The organism is Clostridium culturomicium, assembly GCF_000821305.1.
In the GTDB taxonomy this organism is placed as follows: domain Bacteria; phylum Bacillota; class Clostridia; order Clostridiales; family Clostridiaceae; genus Clostridium_J; species Clostridium_J culturomicium.
On the sequence record NZ_CCXK01000016.1, the window covers coordinates 365,710 to 388,396 of the forward strand.

At 31.9% G+C, this 22,687-nt stretch carries 18 protein-coding genes and 1 pseudogene; 2 read left to right on the top strand and 17 right to left on the bottom strand.

Annotated elements, in window-relative coordinates:
* Window positions 1–187: 187 nt before the first annotated feature.
* The 4 genes from BN1075_RS21580 to BN1075_RS11105 are packed head-to-tail and all read right to left on the bottom strand — an operon-like array spanning window position 188 to window position 4,356.
* Complete coding sequence (locus BN1075_RS21580) at window positions 188–346, bottom strand: DUF6903 family protein (protein WP_156132789.1); 159 nt, start codon at window positions 344–346, stop codon at window positions 188–190.
* Between the two features lie 30 nt (window positions 347–376).
* Entirely contained in the window at window positions 377–2,533 is a 2,157-nt protein-coding gene (gene gnpA / locus BN1075_RS11095; protein WP_040193212.1) for a 1,3-beta-galactosyl-N-acetylhexosamine phosphorylase, read from the bottom strand.
* A gap of 12 nt (window positions 2,534–2,545) precedes the next feature.
* A complete protein-coding gene (locus tag BN1075_RS11100; protein WP_040193538.1) occupies window positions 2,546–3,442 on the bottom strand; it encodes a carbohydrate ABC transporter permease in 897 nt (298 codons plus the stop codon).
* Between the two features lie 20 nt (window positions 3,443–3,462).
* Window positions 3,463–4,356 carry a carbohydrate ABC transporter permease gene (locus BN1075_RS11105; RefSeq protein ID WP_040193213.1) on the bottom strand — a complete coding sequence of 298 codons (894 nt, stop codon included), beginning with the start codon at window positions 4,354–4,356 and terminating at the stop codon, window positions 3,463–3,465.
* 221 nt (window positions 4,357–4,577) lie between these two features.
* Here BN1075_RS11105 and BN1075_RS11110 point away from each other — a divergent pair, with 221 nt between their 5' ends.
* Window positions 4,578–5,429, top strand: a complete 852-nt coding sequence (locus tag BN1075_RS11110) for an AraC family transcriptional regulator (protein WP_040193214.1) — start codon at window positions 4,578–4,580, stop codon at window positions 5,427–5,429.
* 140 nt (window positions 5,430–5,569) lie between these two features.
* On the opposite strand, the gene BN1075_RS11115 is transcribed toward BN1075_RS11110, so the two are convergent.
* Window positions 5,570–6,526: a DMT family transporter gene (locus BN1075_RS11115; protein WP_040193215.1), complete on the bottom strand. Its 957-nt coding sequence runs from the start codon at window positions 6,524–6,526 to the stop codon at window positions 5,570–5,572.
* A gap of 174 nt (window positions 6,527–6,700) precedes the next feature.
* Window positions 6,701–7,906 carry a BaiN/RdsA family NAD(P)/FAD-dependent oxidoreductase gene (locus BN1075_RS11120; protein ID WP_040193216.1) on the bottom strand — a complete coding sequence of 402 codons (1,206 nt, stop codon included), beginning with the start codon at window positions 7,904–7,906 and terminating at the stop codon, window positions 6,701–6,703.
* Window positions 7,907–8,127: 221 nt separating this feature from the next.
* Here BN1075_RS11120 and BN1075_RS22560 point away from each other — a divergent pair.
* A pseudogene (locus tag BN1075_RS22560) lies at window positions 8,128–8,430 on the top strand (DDE-type integrase/transposase/recombinase); the annotation flags it as partial.
* Between the two features lie 763 nt (window positions 8,431–9,193).
* Here BN1075_RS22560 and srtB read toward each other — a convergent pair.
* The 11 genes from srtB to BN1075_RS22145 are packed head-to-tail and all read right to left on the bottom strand — an operon-like array spanning window position 9,194 to window position 22,601.
* Window positions 9,194–9,967: a class B sortase gene (gene srtB / locus BN1075_RS11125; RefSeq protein WP_040193217.1), complete on the bottom strand. Its 774-nt coding sequence runs from the start codon at window positions 9,965–9,967 to the stop codon at window positions 9,194–9,196.
* 50 nt (window positions 9,968–10,017) lie between these two features.
* Window positions 10,018–10,296, bottom strand: a complete 279-nt coding sequence (locus BN1075_RS11130) for a hypothetical protein (protein ID WP_040193218.1) — start codon at window positions 10,294–10,296, stop codon at window positions 10,018–10,020.
* A gap of 19 nt (window positions 10,297–10,315) precedes the next feature.
* The gene (locus BN1075_RS11135; protein WP_197072302.1) at window positions 10,316–11,029 is read right to left on the bottom strand and encodes an ECF transporter S component; all 714 of its coding nucleotides are present in this window, start codon (window positions 11,027–11,029) and stop codon (window positions 10,316–10,318) included.
* A gap of 23 nt (window positions 11,030–11,052) precedes the next feature.
* Window positions 11,053–12,720: an ABC transporter ATP-binding protein gene (locus tag BN1075_RS11140; RefSeq protein ID WP_040193219.1), complete on the bottom strand. Its 1,668-nt coding sequence runs from the start codon at window positions 12,718–12,720 to the stop codon at window positions 11,053–11,055.
* Window positions 12,693–13,574 carry an energy-coupling factor transporter transmembrane component T gene (locus BN1075_RS11145; RefSeq protein WP_040193220.1) on the bottom strand — a complete coding sequence of 294 codons (882 nt, stop codon included), beginning with the start codon at window positions 13,572–13,574 and terminating at the stop codon, window positions 12,693–12,695. The genes BN1075_RS11140 and BN1075_RS11145 overlap by 28 nt, the downstream gene beginning before the upstream one ends.
* Before the next feature lie 39 nt (window positions 13,575–13,613).
* Window positions 13,614–14,156, bottom strand: coding sequence for a DUF4430 domain-containing protein (locus BN1075_RS11150; protein ID WP_040193221.1), 543 nt, complete (start codon window positions 14,154–14,156; stop codon window positions 13,614–13,616).
* A 16-nt stretch (window positions 14,157–14,172) separates the two neighbouring features.
* Entirely contained in the window at window positions 14,173–16,542 is a 2,370-nt protein-coding gene (locus BN1075_RS11155; protein ID WP_040193222.1) for a transglutaminase domain-containing protein, read from the bottom strand.
* Between the two features lie 12 nt (window positions 16,543–16,554).
* Window positions 16,555–17,676, bottom strand: a complete 1,122-nt coding sequence (locus BN1075_RS11160) for a DUF58 domain-containing protein (protein WP_197072303.1) — start codon at window positions 17,674–17,676, stop codon at window positions 16,555–16,557.
* Window positions 17,677–17,714: 38 nt separating this feature from the next.
* The gene (locus tag BN1075_RS11165) at window positions 17,715–18,671 is read right to left on the bottom strand and encodes an AAA family ATPase (RefSeq protein ID WP_040193541.1); all 957 of its coding nucleotides are present in this window, start codon (window positions 18,669–18,671) and stop codon (window positions 17,715–17,717) included.
* Window positions 18,672–18,681: 10 nt separating this feature from the next.
* Window positions 18,682–20,559, bottom strand: a complete 1,878-nt coding sequence (locus tag BN1075_RS11170; RefSeq protein WP_148315495.1) for a prenyltransferase/squalene oxidase repeat-containing protein — start codon at window positions 20,557–20,559, stop codon at window positions 18,682–18,684.
* An 11-nt stretch (window positions 20,560–20,570) separates the two neighbouring features.
* The gene (locus BN1075_RS22145; RefSeq protein WP_040193225.1) at window positions 20,571–22,601 is read right to left on the bottom strand and encodes a DUF4430 domain-containing protein; all 2,031 of its coding nucleotides are present in this window, start codon (window positions 22,599–22,601) and stop codon (window positions 20,571–20,573) included.
* Window positions 22,602–22,687 lie beyond the last annotated feature (86 nt).

A 22,687-nucleotide genomic window follows, 5' to 3' on the forward strand; every position in this document is an offset into this window, starting at 1 on the left:
TTTTAGATATTTACCTTGCCAAATTTTCAATTTTGTAAGATAAACCACATAATTTACACTTCTCCATCAAAATCAATTTAAAGTTTAGACAAGCAAAGTGAGGAGAAACTTCCTTCATACTTAATTCTAAATTCAGGCATACTTAATTGTATTCATAGAAAGGCTATCAAAATGATAGCCTTCCCACTTATTGATAACCCTTATTGTAAATATATAACTCTGATAATAAAACAGCTGCTCCTATAAACATCATAACTAGCCCTTTATAATCTGGTACTCTATTACCCTTTATTACTAAAGTCATAGATACTATAAATATTACTAGATAAATTAACTTTTTAATCATATTATCCACCTCTTGGCTCTTAAATTTAACCTAGATATTCATCCATCTTATTTCACATGGTTTAAGGTCAATACTGATAGCTTTTCCTTGTCCATCATATACCATGGTGCTTTGTGATTCCATTGTATTATTTATTACTGCATATTTCTTAGTATCTAAGTACGCTGATACTTCACAATTTAAGTTGTCTGCATACCATTTTTTCATTTCACTTTCCTTATGAGCTGCATAGTAGAAACTTCTCATAAGAATACGAGTATTTTGTGGTGAATATGGACATCCTGATATATACACCGCTCTACCTTTTCCATAATCATTAGAAGACATTAATAACTCACCATTTTCATAAGTGATAATTTCTGTTGATGCCTTAGTTGCATATATATTCTTTTGACTTTCGCCAAAATCGATTGCCTCTATCACATCTTCAGTTATAAAGTGTTTATCTAATGCAGTTTTAAAATATTTATCTGTGCTTAATGAGAAGCCAAGCTCCTTATCAACACCAAGTGCTTCTGCTAATTGGAAGAAGTGTCCACCTTTTAACACTGCTGAAGGTTCTCCAATTCCAACAAAGCCTCCACCGTTATAAATCCACTGTCTTACTGTTGTTATAACCTGTGGATCAAGCCATGTATCTCCCCCACTGAAGGCTGTTCCAGCATCCCCAGCATTTATTATTACATCAATATCACTTGGGATTCCATTTTCTTTTATATCTTCAAAGCTGATGAAGTTTACATCTACGCTCATTCCACTTAAAGATTCAATTACTCCAAGATAAGTGTATATTTGCTTGTACCATAAAGCGTGAGCTACCATATGAGTCTGCCATGAGCGAAGCTTACCCCAGCAGTTCAATACCGCAACCTTTAATCCACAGTATGGCTTGCTTCCTGCAATGTTATCATAAATATCTCTAAACTCATTACATACACCCTCGATGTACTCTACAAACTTAGGGAATTTATAAGCTAATGATAAGTAACCACCGTAACCAATTCTATCAAGAGGCTTTCTCATAATAGCACGACGGGCAGTTATCCAGTTTTCCTTAGCTTCAATAGTTGGGTCATTTCCCTCATAGAAGGTATCTGGGAAGAAGTACGGTAAAAATCTTCCTTCTGTATACTTAACTCCAGGTATGTCAGCAATCATTCTTAAGGTTGCTCCACCACCTACTGAACCAACAACTCCGTCCATTCCTATACTCTCAAAATACTTACCATATGGCTCTGTACCAATCCAGTTATCTCCAAGGAACATCATTGCCTCTCTGCCATCTTCATGTACTATATCAACAAGTTTCTTCACATTTTCAGATACAAACTGTTGTTGGAAATCTATATAATCCATGTACTGTTTTGAAGGAACCCTAAAAGCTGAATTATAATATCCTTCATCGATGATATCTTCTGGTCTTAATCTATAACCTTTTGCTTTTTCAAAAGCTTCAAGAGCCTCTGGACTTACACTTGAGCTATATCCAAACCAATCTACAAACTTCTCCTTAGCCAAATCATTAAATACTAAAGTAAAATGATAGAAGAAAGTTGTGAAACGAACCACGTTAGACTCTGGATGCTCATCTAACCATTTGTACATCGCCTTAAAGATATACTCATTTGTCTTCGGCTTTCTTGCATCGAAAGGCATTTCATGAGGCTTATCTCCCCAATTGTTTGTAATATGGTTATACATTTGTGTTGGGTCCCAAATACAGTATGCTAAGAATGATACTGTATACTCATGCCAACTTTTAGCACCTTCAATAGTTACAGTTTGAGCTTCTTCATCATAGCTCCAGCTATCTACTCCTACTACTTCATCCGTAGTTCTATCTATTACTTCCCACCAGGTTTTTATATCATGGTAAGTATCTGGCTGAACCTGCTCTGCAAAGTAACCATTCATTATGTTTATTGTTAAGGTTTCACCTGCAGCCACATGATGCTTTGTCATTAAATATGTCTGTTGTAACTCTTCCTTATTTGCTTCTGCCCAGGCATTATCTCCACGTGCAACAAAATAAGTAGAGTATATTCTTTCTGCTAAACCTTTTATTTCTCTTGGAAGCTTAAAACCGTCGCAGTCTCTTATTGCGTCCGCTCCCCATTTTTCTACTATTTCTAAGGTTTCTTTTATAAAATTATCATCCGTAGGTATTGTAACTCTTCCCTTTGACATTCTGTCTTCCCCCTATTCTTTCAGTCCACCAATAGACATACCTTCTGTAAGCTTCTTCTGAACTATAATATATAAAATTATTGTTGGCACCATTACTATAACTAAACCTGCATAAAGTGCACCATAGTCCGTTGCCGTCTTTTGAACCTGGAATAGATTTAAAAGTCCAACTGGTAATGTTTTCGATGAGTTTGGAAGCATTGTTAATGCAATAATATACTCATTCCAGAAAGATAAGAAATTAAATAGAATAACCGTTATAATACTTGGCTTAGCCATTGGTATAATAACCTTTTTTAATGTTTGGAAGTAGCTGCAGCCATCGATTTCTGCTGCTTCTTCATAAGACTTAGAAATCGTCTTTAAGTAGTTTGATAAAAGATATATGGTAAATGGTAAGTGGGTTGCTGCATAAATCAGTGCCAGTACCACTTTGCTATCTAAAAATACGGTCATGGACATTGGCAATGCAAACATCTGTCTAACTAGCTTTTCTCCATCTAGAACCAATAAGAATATTGGTACTACAATATAGTTAACGTTGATGAATAATCCTGCAGAAAATATACCATTTATTAATTTATTTCCTTTGAAATCGAATCTTGCTAATACATAAGCAGCTGGTATAGCAACTGCTAAAAGAATAACTAACGCTAAAGCCGTTACAAAAATAGAATTTAAGAAATACTCTCCCATTTTAGCTTCTACAAAAGCCTTTTGGAAGTTCTGCCAATAGAAGCCCTCTGGCAATGCCCATGGGTTTCCGTAGAACTCCGACTTATGTTTGATTGATGCTAAAATTGACCATCCAAGAGGTATTATTATACTTAATGCAAAGGCACCTAAACAAAAGTAGGTAAAGAACTTAACCAATTGATCTACTGACATATTATTAAACTTTTTCTTCATATTCTTCACATTAACACCTCCTAAAACTGTATTGTATCTCTCTTGGTACATTTATTGATAACAAGAGATAAACCAAAAGAGAATAGGAATATAACTACTCCAATAGCCATTCCATATCCATAAGCTGAATTAGAGTACGCCTGCTTGTACATATAACTTAAAAGCACCTCTGAAGAGCCATCTGGTCCTCCACTTGTCATTACCTTTACAAACAAGAAACTTAAGTTAATACTGCTTATAATAAAGAAGGTTAATGTTGTTCTAACTGTGTTCCACACAAGTGGTAAAGTTATATTAAAGAATTGATATGACTTTGAAGCTCCTTCTAAATCTGCAGCCTCATATAAACTCTTTGGAATACTACTCATCCCAGCCATATACATAACCATGTAATAACCAACTGCTTGCCATATCATAGCAATGGCAATGCACCATATTACCGCTTTTTGATCTCCAAGCCACATTCGCTGAAAGTTCTCTAGGTTGAAGAACCCTAAGGTTGCATTGACTATACCTGTATTTGCATCTAATATAGCTGAGAATATTGCTGATATAACAACAACTGATAATATATTAGGCAGGTAGAATATTATTCTAAAGAAATTTTTAAACTTAATGTCATCTCGTGATAAAATTGCAGCTAGTGCAATAGCTAGAACTAACGTAACAATAGTTACTATCACAATTAAGAATAATGTATTTTTTAGTGATCTTACAAAATTCATATCTTGGAATAGTATTTTAAAGTTATTTAGGCCTACAAACTTTTTATTATTAGTAAGTCCACCCCATTTGAACAAAGACATCCAAAAGACATTTATAGTTGGTATAACCATAAATATAATGAATAAAACTAACGCTGGTAATACTGATAGCGTTACAAATAATCCTTTACCTCGACTTCTCTTTTTCATAAATATTTCCCCTTCCCAATTCACCCATTATAATTATTTTATTAATTTGAAATCTTTTACACAACAAATTTATTGTTGTGTTATTTATGTATATTGTTTTTATTAACAATATAATTAATTTTTGAAATTATTCAAAAATTTCCCTTATACTATCTTGTAAACAATTCAAACTTTTCTAAATCTATGATATAATGTAGACAACCATTTAAACGAGGTGAAATATGAGCAATAACACATACTTAGTAGATGAAAAGAACATAACGAATTTAAACTTTGAATTAATATATATAAGCAAAGCAAAATATGGCAGCGACTGGCATAGCACTCCTCACGTCCACCCCTTTACAGAACTATTTTTTATAACTAAAGGGCATGGTTTTTTTGAAATTGACAGACAAAATATTGCTGTTGCCGAAGGCGACTTAATAATAATAAACCCTAACTGCTATCATACTGAAAAGTCCGTAAATTCCAGTGACGCTTTAGAGTATATCGTATTTGGAATTAATAATCTAGCTTTAGAAGAGGCTCACAACACCTTAGTGTTTAAGCAATTCAACTTTGATAATAAAAAACATGAAATTCTTTATTATCTCAATATCCTTATGGAAGAGCTAGAAGAGAAGAAGCAAAATTATGAGTTAGCCTGCAAAAGTATACTAACTTTGTTTTTAATATATATTACCCGAAATACAAGTCCTGACCTTTTAATTACAGAAACCTCTGAAAAACTTAATGTTGAATGTTTAAAAATTAAAAACTTCATAGATTCAAACTTTTCACAGGATATTAATTTGGACTTGCTATCTAACATGACATACATAAACAAATTCCATCTAGTTCACTTATTTACAAAACAGATGGGAATTTCACCAATAAACTATTTGATTAAAAAGCGAATTGAGGAATCCAAAAATCTTTTAACTAATACAAATTATTCAGTAAAAGATATTACCTCTATTGTTGGCTTCTCAAATTCATCATATTTTAGTCAAATGTTTAAAAAGGTAACAGGCACTTCACCTAGAACTTATAGGAATAATGCCCTCAGTGCAAAAGAAATACTTGAATAAATAAAAGACGAAGAATGAAAAAAATATGGTTAAAACCCCCAGGGGAATTCTTCGTTAAAAAGGAGGGTGTTGCAAAATGATTAAAAGATCTTTTTGCAACACCCCATTTTCTATATAGCTGTTGTATTGTACAACAGCCCTTAACACTCAATTTCCTTATTAACAATTTCTTTTTCACCTTTAACTCTATAAACCAAGAATATTCCAGTGCAAACTAAAATTAAAGCTATTAGAATCTTTATATCAAATATATTCTCTCCAAGAATAATTGCTGATAAAAGTGTTCCAAATACAGGAATTAAAAAGTTAAACATTGCAATAGTTCCAACTTTATTATACTTTAAAAGCTCTGACCAAACTGCAAAAGCAACTGAAGACAATAAAGCCATATATATAAGCAGTGCCGTAGATTTCACGGTAAAACCTGTAAGACTTCCACCAAAAGCAAAGCCTGCTACTGTTAAAATAACACCACCAATAAATAATTGGTATCCAGTCACCACAGAGGCATCCTTATTTTGAGTAATCTTCTTTCCATATATTCCTGCAGCTGAAGTTATAAAGGCTGCTAAAATTATGAAGCCCTCACCCATGAAAGTAAATCCACTTTCTGAAAGAGAGCCGCCCCTTAAATTTACAATAACAACTCCTAGGAAACCGATAATGCACCCAATAGCCTTATTAAAATTAATCCTGTCATTCTTATAAACAAAATGTGCAATAAGTATGCTGAAAAAGGTTCCTGTTCCATTTACAATAGAACCGCTAACCCCTGAAGCATACGCCATACCAACATAAAAAAAGGTATATTGAAGAGCTGTTTGTGCTATTCCCATAATAGTCATTTCACCAAACTCTTTCCCAGAATATTTATATATATTCTTTTTTGCAACCCCTTGAAATATTAAAACAATTATTCCTGCCAGTGCGAATCTATATCCTGCCAAAATTAGCTTTGATGGAACATCTCCTGCTGCTACATTAAAAAGCTCATAACTTACCTTTACACATGGAAATGCGCTTCCCCACAAAGCACAGCAAAGAGTTGCCAGCATCACAATATTTAATCTGCTGGTATAAAATTTTTTCTTATCCACTTAAATCACCTTCACCCTTAAACTCTATAACTTTATTATACATTTATTTAGTTAAAAAGGAGAACTGAAAGATATAAAATGCCGATAAAAATTTTATAAAACTTCTTATGATTTAAACTGTAAAAATATAGAAACTCCCACGGAGTTTCTATATTAATTCTAAATTTTTAATTTCTAATATCCACAGCCCGCTAAATATCCTGTTGAAAATGCTATTTGAAGATTATAACCTCCAGTTTCTGCATCAACATCAATAACCTCTCCAGCAAAGTAGAGTTTTTTTATAAGCTTCGACTCCATATTAGAGGCGTTAATTTCTTTAACATCTACTCCACCGCTAGTTACCATTGCAGCCTTAATGGTTAAGGTTTCTCTAACTGTAAGCTTCATTTCCTTAATATAATCAATAAGTTTTCTTTCATCTTCTTTCTTTAAATCGTGGATGCTTACTTCCGTTAGATTTAAAAGATTTAATATTTCCTTTGCAAAGTTCTGTGGTAAAATAGTTCTTAAATTATTTAGCATACTTTTGTTAGGATTGCTCCTTATAATTTGTGAAATTTCCTCCCTTGATTTTTCAGGAATAAAATCTAAACTTATCTCAACCTCTCCATTTTCAAGATGTTTATTTATATATGAAGAAAATTTTAGAACCCCTGGACCAGATATTCCAAAATGAGTGAAAATCATATCTCCAATCAATTCTATCTTTTTCTTTTTAATCTTCGTAGAAATCACTACTTCCTTCATGGATACCCCTTGAAGATTCTTCACGAAATCTTCCTTTATGACTAAAGGTATTAATGCAGGGTACAATGGTTTTATGTTATGTCCATGTTTTTTTAGCACCTCATACATTGACCCATCTGAACCTGTCTGCGGATAGCTTTTGCCTCCGGTTGTAATTATAACTCTGTCACTTAAAAGCTTCTCTCCACTATAGGTAATAACACCTTTTACTTCTCCATTCTCAATAATTAAGTCTTCAACTAATGTATTATAAAGAACCTTAACACCATTTTTTCTAAGGTCATTCTTTAATACTTCTATAACATCATCAGCTCTATCACTTGCAGTATAAACCTTCTCATCATATTCAATCTTATATTCAAGATTATTTTCCTTGAAATATGAAAGTAAATCCTCATTTGAAAATGTATAAAAAGCACTGTACAAAAACTTTTTGTTTGTCACTACTTTATCAAATAATTCTTCTATCACTCTGTTATTAGTAATATTACATCTTCCTCCGCCTGTAAGCTTCAACTTTTTCCCTATTTCATTATTTCTCTCTATTAATGTAACTTCATTAGTTTTCGAAGCACTTAATGCTGCCATTATTCCAGCAGGGCCTCCTCCAACTACTATTACCTTTGCCATCTATATTTCTCCTTACCGTTCTATCTCTTTATTAATTCCTATCTTTATCAACTTAAAATCTTATTATCATTTTCACCATTATACCCTATAATTATATATATTAAAACTCTACCAAATAATTTTATCTTCCGCTATGATTTTATATGTTGTATACCTAATTTGATAAACACATAGAATGTACGGATAATAGCTATAAAAAATGTAGAGGCTTCAAAAAAGCTTATATAGGAACTGAAGAAAGATGGTTGTATTTAGCAACAGTTATCAATCTATTTGATAGATAAGTTTTAGGGTGGTCAAATCGATTCTACTATAACTAGAAAACTGGTTATAAATGATTTTAATTCAGCTATGCTAAAAGATAGACCTGCCGAAGACTTCATATTTCAATCTTGTCGATAAATAAATATGTCTCTTATGACTATCAAGATTTATTGAGGGAGCATGGGTATTTACAAGGTATGAGTGATAAAGGATGTTGTTATTATAATGCTTGTTCGAAGTCACTTTTCTCTTCTTTAAAGGTGAATTAATATATGAGAAGTTGTTGAAAAAACTACAACATTAAGAAAAATAATTTAACTGTTGAGGACATATTTAAATATCTATTCATTGACGATAAGATGAGTTAAATTTTATTGTAAAGTGGTGCTATATATATAATGTTTAGCAATAAAATTATTATTTAAATTCAATTTCTATATATCCTTTTTTTAACTTTCCATGAATTCTTATAGTATATAACGTATCGGAGCTTACTGGGAATGATATGTTATTAAAAGTATTATTAAAATCTTCTTTAGCAACTATTTTATAGTTTGCATCTAAAATTATTAGTTCAAGATCTTCACTTGAAAAGTCAGAGATCCAAGATACATTTGCCTCATTAGCATTAAATTTTATTTCATCTACAGTATAAAGACCTTTAAAATCTTCAATATTTAGAATTATTAAATTGTTATTTCTATCAAAGTTTAAGTTTGAATACGACTAGGAGGGACTCGTAACATTTACTCTATCAAAACCGAATGGAATAATAGTAAAGCTATTGGCCTTCATTATGTCGTGTATACTCATAAGAATCATTATAATCCAACATAATATTAAAACTTTTGTTTTTACTTTTTTAGATAACTTCATTTTAATCACTCTCCAAAACAGCTTCTAAACGGTAAATATAAATGGTATAATTTGTTACACCATTTATATTTAAAGGAGAGATACTAATAAGAAAAAATATCTTATTTTACTTTATGCATGTTGTTAATTATTTTAACATTTTCTATTTTACTTCACTATTATTCTTTCTTCAGGTGATAAACTTTTCAAAACACCTAAAACAACAAATCGAGCATTATCAAATTCATAGCTACATGTTGACATCGTAATTATTCTATCTGTACGTACAGGTACTATGTCACTATTAAAACATGATTTTTTAATAGTTTGCTCTATCCACTTTTCAAATTCTTCATCTGAAGAAAACTTTAAATTCCATGCATTATCTTCAATATTTGATACATATCCTGCAAAAATTTCAATCTTATAGTTCTTCTCTGGAGTAAGCAGTAACATTTGTGGATGCTCATCATAATATTCTTGACTCTTATATTCAACTAAGCTTGAAAACATTGTGTTATTCTTCATATGATGACCATATATAATATTATGCTGATCTAAAAAATCAGATTTATTTCTACTATCCAAAAAAATACATCCTCTACTATTAATACTCTTATCAAACAGATGATTTAAATAAAAAATGTTATCATTAGTCTTAACTACTGGGTAATTAATGACAGTTCCATCGCAATAAATCCATCCTACAATATCTTCATTAATGTCTTTTAGTTCATCAAAATTTACTATCGGATCATTTATCTCTCCCTGTTCCGATAAATTTAAATTCTGCTCATATAACTTAACATATTTTTCTAAACGAGCATATGTATCTTCACCTATTTTATATTCTTTAAATATCCTTATAATTTGATATCCACTTACTATAAATATCATCATCAATAATACAAGTGAAATTGATATCAAAATATTTTGTTTCATATTTGTATGCTCCTTTTTATATGCTGCATATTCAATTTATAGCCATAATTTTATTTCTCATTTTCAGAAACTATTTCTTTAATCTTATTTTTTCTTCTTGATTGTCTTTTCGTTCTACGTTTTGATTTATTTCTTGATTTCTTTACTAAGTAACTTGAATTAACTTCTTTTAATCCAACTTCTTCCAATGCACGAGTCCATGGGCCAAGAATATGTTTAATAAATCTTACCTCTTCTATTCCAAAATCGGCTATTTTCGGCACCCTTTCTATTGCTTCTCTCTTATTTTGCAACATCGTAATTGCCTTTATTATATTATCATTATTCATACTCCCACCTTGTTCCCACTCATTGTTGGAATAATCCGTATTTAACCGTAACTCGCTCTAAAACATCTCCAATTTTTTCATACATTATGATTAAAAATACTATATTGGAAATAATATATTCTATTGTAACTGGAAGTGCAGCTATACATAATGTCAAGTACCTTGCTAAATTAAATGAACCATCTACCCAAAGTGTAGTCCATGTGTCCATAATTAATGAAAATAAAATTCCCGCCAAAGCACCATACACCAATAAATTCATTTTCTTATTCTTCAAATGTGAAGCAAATACCCCAGCTAAAAAGCCAATAAATCCCCATGAAAACATCTGAAATGGAGTCCATGGTCCTTGTCCAAAATAAAAATTTGAAACTACTGCAGACAAAGATCCAACCACAAATCCTGCCTCTCTTCCCAAATATACACCTGTAATTACCGTAATGGCAGTTACAGGTTTAAATCCAGGAATCCAAGCAAATATAAATCTTCCTGTAGCAGAAATAGCTATCAACACAGCAAGTACTGTCAATTCTTTTGTAACATTTTCACGCTTCTCAAATCTCATAAAAACTGGAATGCATGATAGAACTACAACAATAAGCGCTGTTAATGCATAGATCCTTTCTGGAAAAATAGCCGAACCAATCCACACAGATATAGGAATTAACACAGTAATAAAAAATATAGTACACCAAGATTTTTTCTTGTCTTTACATTTTAATATATCTTTCAAATTTACCTCCCCTTATCTAATACCTATTGATTAATTCTGCAAAGCTTCACAACATCTTCACATGAAATAGCATTTTTATAGATATTCCTCGCTATTCTATTAGCTGCAGTTGTATAAAAATTGTTATCTGAAAAAAAGGCTGTGGGTGTATCAATTGACGTAATTTCACCGTCAAAAAACAAAGCGCACCTATCAGCATTTATAGCTGCAAACTCTATATCATGTGTAACAATTATAATTGTAATTCCATCCTTTTTTAATTGCTTTAAAATATGAGAAAGATTTCTCTTTGAGTATGCATCAATTCCCTTAGTAGGTTCATCTAATAAAAGAATTTTGGGTTTCAGTAAAAGCATTTTTGCTAGCGCGGCTTTCTGTTGTTCTCCACCACTTAAATCATATGGATGACTATCTAGTAAATGTGAAATACCAAGTTTTTCAGTAATATTTTTAATTTTCTCTTCCTGTTCTTCCTTTTTATACTCCATCACTTTACAAATTTCTTTAAAATCCTCACGTACTGTTTTCTTCAAAAATACTGTTTGTGGATTTTGTGGAAGTAACGCAACATTATGCTTATACAAGGAATTTCCTTTAAATTCTGATATCTTTTTTCCCTGTACCAATGTTTTGCCTCTATAGGCCTTATTTAGCCCAGCTAATAGGCTTAACGTAGTGGTTTTTCCAGTTCCATTACCACCTAAAATGCAAAAGCACTCTCCTGAATACACAGAAAAAGTAACCCCACGCAATATATCTGGTAAATTTCGTTCATAACGAAACCATACATTTTTCATTTCTAATACAGCTATTTCGTTATGAATGTATTTAGGTATTTCCAATGTGTTTATCTTTGCATCAAAATTCTGTTCTAAAAAATTGCGTCCCTCTCTTACTGTCAGAGGACAGGCTCCCTCCATGCCAAGCTCGTAAAAAATTCGAACTGCACTAGGTAATCCTTCTAACATCCTATGGTTCGGACTAATTTTATGAAGTTTTATACTAACCTGCTCTGGAGGTTCATATAATAATATTTTTCCTTCCTCCATCATCATAATTTTATCCGCAATAGGAAATACCTCTTCTAATCTATGTTCTACTAAAATTATGGTCAATCCCAATTCTTTGTTTAGTTTCTGTAATGTTCCAATAAAATCAGCAGCTGCAATAGGATCCAACTGTGATGTTGGCTCGTCCAAAATCAATATTTTAGGCTGCATAACCATAATAGAAGCCAAATTCAGCATTTGTTTCTGCCCTCCAGATAGTTCACTTGTGTTTTTTCGAAACCATGCTTGAATTCCAAAATAACTTGCCATTTCAGACACTCTGCGTCGAATAATTTCTGTTGAATATCCAAGACTTTCTAATCCAAATGCCAATTCATGCCATACTTTATCTGTTACAACTTGATTTTCTGGATTCTGAAGAACATATCCAATCTCACATGCCGCAGTACGTTCATCAAGTTCACTCTGCTCAACCCCCTGATAAAGAATTTTCCCCTTTTTCTCTCCATATGGAGCTAATTCTCTTTTTAAAAGCTTTAGTAACGTAGTTTTCCCACATCCTGATTCACCACAAATCAATATAAAGTCTCCAGAATTAATTGAAAAAGAGATATTATTCAATACCGCTTTTTCTGCTCCAGCATAACGGAAGCTTAAATTTTCGATACGTAATATTTCCATTTTAAATTCTCCTTGATTTCTATTATGAATGGCAAAAAGCATAAAATTCCATATACAAAATACACTATCCAAGCAAGGGGTGTTGTTGATAATTCTGTAATACGGGGATAAAAGGAAAATGCTGTTGTTTTAAATATTATGCCAACGGCTAAAATTATCATGAAAACCCCAATAAAAATAACTAAAATCCCATCCTTCCAAGTGAATGGAAACATGGAAAAGTGACTCCGCCCTTTTAATCCATATCCCCTTGCTTTCATTGAATCCCCTGTGTCAACTGCATTCTCAATGGACCACATAACAATTGCCGAAAATACTCTCATACTACTTCTCAATTTATCTATATAACTATTAGATGAATAAAGTCCCATTGCTTTCTGCGCTTTATGTACTTTCTTAATTTGAATTTTAAACAAGGGTACAAAACGCAATGCCGCTGATAAAATCAGTGAAAGCTTTGGAATTATCTTGCCAAACAAAAACAATATCTTTTCGCTAGTCATAATCTGGTTATAGCATTTAAACCAATACATAACTGCTATAAGCATTACTGCTATATTTAGTCCATAAAGTATAGCTTCTAACGTAACTGGATTACCATTTAAAAAGAATAATGGAGTAACTCCATTATGAGAAAATAGCGGATTCGTTACTGCAATCATCAAAAACAATGGAATATAAAATAATAAATTATGAAAAAAATCTTTTGGCTGTTCCATAATAGAACAGTAACAAATACCGCCACCAAATGCTAAAATTAGCATAACTGGATTTACTATAAACATACTAATTAGTAATATTGAAAAAAAATAAATTATCAATACTATAGGATTATAAGAACCAAATGCTTTCATATCGCTATCCCTTCTCTCTTGTTACTTAATAGTTTACTTTTATTTGTTCCAATCACATCGAACATCCATTCCTAAATTACAGGTATATACCCACTCAATGACGTCACCATCATTTAATTCATATTTAGAGCAGCCTCGATTAGGAAATTCACCATTTACCTTATACATCCAGCCTGATAGAGGACCACAAGAAAATTCATATAAGTAATTAATTCCTTGAATATATACACTACCAAAATTATTTTCATCTGCTCCTTGATACTCCATCTGAATTCGATTATAACGAACTGTACGATCTAAAATATCAAAAACGGTGTCGCCAGGCCGAAGCACATATTCTGTAGGTTCAAGAATTATTCCATCCTGCGGAATAAATTCATCCCTCTTCAAGCTTTCTGATAATTTCTCATAATTATCCATCACAGTGTCACAACGTATACTAATAGTTACTGTTTCCGAATCTTCTGTAATATTATCAATATTAGTCATATAATACTCTTCAACTGATTTAATATCAGTACCCATTACCAGTACGGATATCAAAAGTATAAGTGCAAATATTCCTAGCAAATCTTTTTTCATCACACATCTTCCTATCCTAATAAATACAATCAAATAAACGATATTTCAAATTCTTCACAAAACCATTTCCTTCTTGAATTTTTTTTATGACTTTCCCTTTAATTTCAATTAAAAAAGTTCTATCTAAATCACTCATATCATGGCTACTATATTTTGCCTCTTCATATATCTTCAAAGCTTTTTGAAAATCCTCTGTATCCTCCATAAGCCACTGTGTTAAATTCGTATTATCTCCATATAATTCATTTTCGTGATTTATTACCCCTGTGACCATGATTATATCTACTATATAGCTAAATATTTGTATTATACTGTATGAAATATTATTATCCTCAAAAGTTTTAAGCCTCTTTTTCAACTTAGATCTCCTTGTAGCTACAGTAACAATTAAACTCAATAACAATAGAATCATTATTCCTAATATGAACCTTACAATCCATTTAATAAAACTAAAATATGGAAGTTGATTCATTTCATTGATTCCTTCATTACTATCGCCTTCACTCTCGTCTATTTTTTGTTCCATACTACCTTGACTTTGACCAGCGCTAGGTATACCCGCTAACTCCTCATCCTTCTCCATAATATTTAGATAAGGTGGTGTAGCTTCAAATGGTATCCATCCAACACCATCTTGATAGAATTCTACCCAAGCATGAGCATGTGTTTCATCAATTAAAATCGGAGAGTTTGAAAGTACTCCTTCTATATCACTAGGTGTAACAAGAAATCCCTCTACATATCTAGCTGGAATTCCATAATAACGAAATAATAATGTGGCTGCAGTAGCATAATGAACTGAATATCCTTCACATCTTATTTCTAAAAAATCCTGTAGAAAATCTCTTCCACTAGCTTTAAATTGTACATCTGTGTTGTAAACTATGGCATCTGTTAAATATGCTAATATATTTTGTTTTGCAATATTATAACTTAAATGAGTATTTTCATCTAAGTTGTATTCATCTATTCCATATTCTTTTAATTTGTTTTTCAATAAGTTTCTTGTATTATCTGGTATTTCCAAATAAGTGTCGTATACAAACTCATTATAATGACTTTCATTATTAATATACTTCTTTACTTCTTCTGTAGCTGAATCTGATTGATTATATAGCTTCTCTGCTAAAGCTGTATACTGCTTTACCTGATTAGAAAGTGAAGAATATTTGTAATACTCATCACCAAATAACTTCTGTGTAAGTATGTTTTCATCTCCAATCCTATTCTTTTTCAGTAAAGTCTCTTCCTGTCCAATAAGTTCATATGGAGTATACATATACTTACTACTTGCCCCTAAATTTCTAACAGCTATATTATTGTATAACTCCTCTGTAATAGAACTGTCTACCGCTTGAGCTAAATTAGAAATTTGTGTTTGTCCATAAAAATCTTCCTCATGAAGCCAATAAAAAAGCTCTGAGTTTTTATATAACTCTGAATTTAAAATGCTATTCCATCCTGTGCCAGTATAACTACTTCCAACAAATCCCCTTAAGTATAAAGAATCTGGGCTGCTCATTACAACTTCTAACTGTTCCTTCTCTGTTGGTTGAAATCCTTTTAAATTTTGGAAATCTCCTTCTGGTAAAACACTACTGCCCCTAAATCTTACTGAATCAATTTTACTCACTACAGTTGATTTCATCATTGAAAATATATCCATTCCCTGATATTTATCTGTAAATCCTGAAAAATAACAACCCATTAAAAATAAAGTGCATATAGCTATAGTTGCACAAGTAAATACTCCCGTAATTCCTCTATCTTTAGTAATTGCTCCAAAGACTACTCCAGTAAAATAAACACACCAAAACACAAGAAAAATCAATGATGGTTCACCATTTAACATACCTAATACAACTAATATAATAAAAGAATAAATAACCGGAATCACACTATACTTATACCTTACAGAAAAGCTAATTGGAATCGCGAAAACAAATGTTATTAAAGCAATAAATAGCTGTTGTGCTAAAGCATAATCTATCTCAGAAATTGGTATGGAAAATTTCATCATAATTATTCCATAGTTCATTCCAATGGTCTCAATCACTTCATTAGCAGTAATAAAAAAACCTCCAAATATTTTTCTATACTGAAAAATCATCACAATAAGTATGAACGCTAAAATACTATATCCTATACCATTAACCTTCTTATCTGAGTAATATAAAAATTGAATTCCTATAGATAAGATAGCTCCCATGAGTATTCCATATTGGATATTATTAATCGAAAAAGATAAACTTAACAAGCTGACAAAGCTTATAATTCCTATCAAAGATAAAATCCACTCCAATGATAACTGCTTTAATGAAAAGCTTTCGGGCAAATCTTTTTCAATAGTTATAAATTTCAGTGTGTTTTTTTCTATATTTTTCATGATATGCCCTCCTTAGATCATAATATTAAGTAAATCAGTTTCAATATTATCAGATGAAATTGGTATAATCATCGCTTCATCCTCTTCATATGATTCTTGATTTCTTCCATCCTCAACTAATAATACTGTTATTTTTTCATACTGTATTAACTCCCTGCTAGGCAACTCTGTAGAAATACAAACTAAGTGATGAAAACTATTAAACCCACAATTTTTCACATAATGCTCTATACAAGAACTTTCATCAATCTGAATAGATACAGCTAATAATTTTGTAATAATATTCGATAAATCATCCTCTCGATTAATTTCAAATATTGTAAACTCCTTATTAATCTGATCCTGCCAAGCTATTTTGTGTTCCATATTATTTTCTAGAAGTGATTTGCTTAAAGCTATAGTTGTTTCCATCAATGTATCTCTAGCTTTATATGTTGGTAAGTGCTCACCTCTATTAATTCCTGTGTTTAAAAGAATAAGTACAGACCTAGAAATTGGCTTACCACCTTCCCTAACAATTAAACTATCTAGCTTTTGAGTTAGTTTCCAGTGTATACTTCTAGGACTGTCCCCTGGAATATACTCACGGTATCCAAAGGCTTCACTCATGTCATATCCTGCCTTCTCAGCTGAATAATCTGTAGCATCTAAAGCAATCTGGTTTGTATTGTTAACTATTACTTCACTTGAAAGACAATCCGGTAAAACAAGCATACTTCCACTTATATTAGAATCTCTTAATTTATAAACAAGTAAAAAGACATCATATACTTTCATTTTTGATGCTGTAAATATGATTTTCCCACAAAAGTCATCTTTAATTTTAACTGCTATATCAACTTTTCCCAAAGAAGGCACCGACGTTTTTATTGGAAAATCAATAACCTCACCTGTTAATAAATTTTCACAATGCAGCGTAAATGAAATACGTGCATATGGGAGATATCCTTTGTTAATCACCTTAATATTTCCATAAGCAGTTCTGTTCTTATCAGTATTTTCAGGGAAATCCACCAAAATAAAAATTGGTGGTGATGTAAAAATATAAATTAGTATACCTATCACAGGTATTACTACAGAAATAACAAGAACTAAAATGGTAGCTAAATTATTAATTAATATATTTGCTATCAATATGAACGTAATCCAAAGGAGATAATAAATCCTTGATTTTAACATGATTTATTTCCTATCCCTGTTCCAATAGCAGGTCTTTCTATATTGGATAAAATCTCATTAACCACGGTCAATGAATCTACTCCTGCGATTCTTGCTTTCTGTTTCATTATTAAACGATGTTTACTAACATCCGAAAATACAGCTTGAACATCTTCTGGAATTACATAGTCACGCCCCTGAATATATGCATGAGCCTTTGTCATATTACAGATGCTTAATGAACCTCTAGGACTAACCCCCAATTCAACAGAATTATGACTTCTTGTCATCTCAACCATACGTGTTATATACTCATAAATTGGATCTTCTACATTGACCATAGCTACTGCTTGTTGAATTTCTATAAGTTCATCACGAGTAATCACTGGATTTATATAGTCAATAGGATTTGTACTATGCCTATGCTTTAATATATTTACCTGACTCTTAAAATCAGGATATCCCATTTTTAGTTTTATCATAAATCTATCAAGTTGGGATGCAGGTAACATTTGAGTTCCTGCAGATCCCACTGGGTTTTGTGTTGCAATAACCACAAATGGTGAAGGTACTGGATGGGTAATGCCATCTACAGTAATCTGTCTTTCTTCCATAACCTCAAGCAAAGCTGCTTGTGTTTTACTTGAGGTACGATTAATCTCATCCGCTAATAGAAAATTTGTCATGGCTGCTCCTTCTTGATATTTAAAATCATTCATCGATTTATCATATAAAGAAAATCCAATAATATCAGAAGGTACACTATCAGATGTAAATTGAATTCTTTTATAGTCCAGCCCTAATACCTTTGAAAAAGCTAAAGCTAGTGTTGTCTTCCCAACTCCAGGAACATCCTCAAGTAGAACATGACCTTTTGAGATTATAGCCATATAAACTTTAATTAAAATATCATCCTTTCCAACTATAACTTTTCTTAATTCATCCATTATTTGATTAGTTTTATTCATCATAATTTCCACCTTACCATTCATCATTATCAATTAAATTCTCTTCCAATTTCATACGTCTTTTCTTTTTATACCGCACTACTAAAACTATACTTAATATAATTACTACTGTAATAATCAATATAGTAATCATTATAGTTCTTATTTGTGTTTTGATTTGCGTATTAGCACGGATAACATCTTCGTATCCAAGCACTTTCTTTCTATCATACTCATTTAACCCATCTATTCTGCTTATGAGACTATCGATTGTGTCTTTATCTTTATAACTAATGTTTTCAAATGGATAAAGCGACTCCACTATAGTTGCATTAATATTTTCGATTTCTTGTTGAATCTCTTCAATATCAATTTTTTTACTTTCCAAATCAGTAAGAATATCCTCATATTTATCTATATTTTGGGAGTACTTTAACTTCTCAAGAAGACGAATAACCATAGCATAATATTCCGTCCCCATTTCCTTTGGTAACCCCTTATATGTTTCCAAATCACTTTCATTAAAAATAAAGTTAGTGGTAATGGCATCCACGCCTATAATATCAATTACTGTGCCATTCATCGATATGTTTTCATTCATATTTGCAGACAGATATTCACTTGTATTCTCAATTCCAAGATTCTCCATTGCATCTGCTAACTTTGAATAATTTTTAACATAACAACGTTCAGTGATTGGAATTAAAAGATATTCTTTAAATAATTTTTCTACAACTGCACTATCCTCTACAAGGTTATCAATGCTATCTTCCAAATTCTGAATTTGTGTTTTTGCTATATTACTCATCTCAGGTCTAAAATCAAAAAGTGATCGTAAATCAGTCTGAAATCTATATAAGGCAACTAAAGAATAGAGTGCCTGTTCACTTGCCATGGAATTAGATTTTCCCGGATCTGCAAAGGGATTGTCCTCATCAGCCTTATAGCTATGGGTAAATCCACCATCCGCTATTTTATATTGCATCAAACCATCAAGAACATTGTTGCCATCCTTAATAAAACGTATGTCATTTACAGGATCAATCCCTAAGCTACATAAAGCAACTATTACTTGTGCTGTACTTTCACAGTTACCCATTCCCCAAGATGTATAACCGCCATCACTATTTTGATTAACTGAAAGATAATTTACAGCTTTATCAACACAATGTCGAACTATCATCTCCTCACCATTTATAGAGTAACTTTGTTCGCTATTATAGTAGGGTGATAATGCAGTTAATGCCATTGCTGTTATATCTATATCTGCATCTTCACCATTAAGAGAAAATGCCCCATCAGAACGTTGATTTTCTAATATTTTTTCAATAATGCTATCCCTAGTATCTGATGAATTTTCTGGCACAGAATATCTAAGAGAATCTAATGTAATTAATCCCCAAATGTACCCATTTATCCCCTGTGAACCTAAAGCTTCCGTATAACCTCGATTATATGTTCCATCTGCAATCAGATCGATAATATTCTCCTTTGTACCATTCTCTATATTTGTAGGGTCTCCACCAAGGGACAGTATTGCTAAAGATATTCGGTGCCACTCAGTAGCTTTTTGTGCATCTAATTTATCCACAGTTAAATATTTCTGTCTAACAGTATTTTTTAACATTCCTAAATAAGAAATATAATCGTCAGTATATCCCATTCTCCCTAAGCCTACAGCAAACCAATCCATAGAACTCTTTCCTGCATCCGTCAATATTTTCTCACTAAATAAACTTTGACCTTTAATACCACTTTCAGATTTTTTCCAATTTATAATGTCTACCATTGTTTCTTCCAAATTTGATAAAGTATAATCTTCATGTTCTGCATAAGCAAAACTTTGGGTGCTAAACAAAATAATTAATCCTGCTAAAGTAAATACTATTATTCTCCTTATCAGTTGCTTCATAACTTTCTTCTTCACCACACCTTACTGTAATTTCCACCTGAACCACCAGTAGCAGTAGCTCCTCCAATATCTCTGCCATATGCTAATGTAAATCTTATACGTACTACATCTCCATCTTTAAATACCGCATCAGATAATCCGTAATTAGGGAATGCTCCATTTACAGAATACATCCATCCTGAGCCTTGACAATAGTCAAATTCACCAATACTATCATCATATCGCTGATCTTTCCACTCTAGTCCATCTTCATCAATAGCCTGCTTTAAATCCTCAGGTATAGCTACGCCAACTCCAATACCTGGTCTTGCCAGCCTTGCTAGATAAAAGCCTACATCAAGAGAACCTGTATTATCATAAGTAAATCCATTCTCCTCCAGAAAGCGACTAATACTATAAGATGCCGTCTCTCCTTGAAGCACGTCAACTTGAACTGGAGCAACAATATAACCTAATCCTAATACATTTGCATCTATGCTGAGAGTAATTTCACCAATTTTTTCTCCATCTTCTATCGTTGTGCAATTAATCTTATAACTGTAATCTGTATATCTCCCTTCAGAGTCTGTAATTCTAACGTCTAATGCATTAATTCCACCCTCAAAAAAAAGAAGATAACTAGTATACTCTGACTGCCAATTATTTTGATATACCACACCATTCAAACGTACAGTAATGCCTTCGCTGTAGATTCTATTTCCCTTATAATCCTCCGGAAGTACATCCAAGGTAAATTTATTTCCTGTTACCTCCATGTTGTCTGTAACATTTATATGCTTAATTACTGGCTTTGTTTCTTCATTTGCAATTGGTACATATTTAATTTTATAAGATTGATCTAAAGTAACCTTTTCGCCGTCTATAATATCAGTAGCTTTTAATCTAATAACATTGGTGCCAATCTTCAAGGGAACCGTATATTCATCTTCTGATACAGGAAGCATGGTTTTTCCATTACAAACCACAGTCAGCCTTGATTTACTTGATCCATTAACCATACTAGCTGTAAAAGACAAACTATCCGTATTAACAATCTGATCATCTTCTAGATCAGTCTTAATAGAAAATTCCTTAGGTAGATTGCACTGAATGGAATAAGTTTGTGTTATACTCTTATCCCCACTTTTTGCAGATAATTCAATAGTATTTGAACCTTCAATTAAATCTACTGTATAATTCCCGGAAGAACTTTCCATATCTACACCATTACACTTTACATCAATAGGGATAGTCTTATCTTTTAAAGTTGCTGTGGCAGTAAAATTTATAGTGCTTGTTTCAACCGTTTGATTTTTTAAATCTGTTTCAATGGTAATACTCCCCAAATCAACATACACAACATAATCCTGATACACAGAAATCTTTTTTCCATCCTCCCTTACGTATGTGACAGCAATTCGAATTGTATTTTTTCCATCCTCTAGTAAAACATCACCTTTAAACTGTGGATATATCACATTATTAATATACACAGTCTCATTTTCAATTCTAAGCTCCTTCTGTTTATGAGTAATAGTGAAGGAGTATTCTCTACTATAAATTAATTCTCCATCTTTAATTGTTGTTGTAAAATATACAATCTCTGTTGTATCTTCAGAAGGACGTTGAGTATCTCCAGGATTATTGGGATTTAACTTGTCACTATCTCCTACATTATCTGAAATGTCACTACTTCCAGAGTTATTCTCTTCCTTATTAGGTGATTTATTTTCTTCTCTTTTACTATCTTCTATATTCTCACTTGAATTTTGTTGTTGTTCTTCCTTTTCATTATTAGATTCCTCACTAGCATCATCACTTTCTTCATCTGCTCCCTTTGCTTTATTAATATCTGCATCCATCAAGTTAGCAAGATAATTGTCATCAATCCCTATTGTATTTCCATTATCCGGCAACACTTTTGATGGATTAGCCTCACTTGTTAAAGGATTTTCTGGAATAGCTGTTTTTTGATATCCAGACAAAATCATACATGTAATAAGAACTATAGGTATAATTAAAACATTTAAAAATCTACTCAACTTCTTATCAATTTTTCTCATTAATTCCACCTTATTTTCATTAATTTTACCTTATATATATAACACAGCAAGGGCTATTATAAATATAAACAGCCCCTGCTATATTA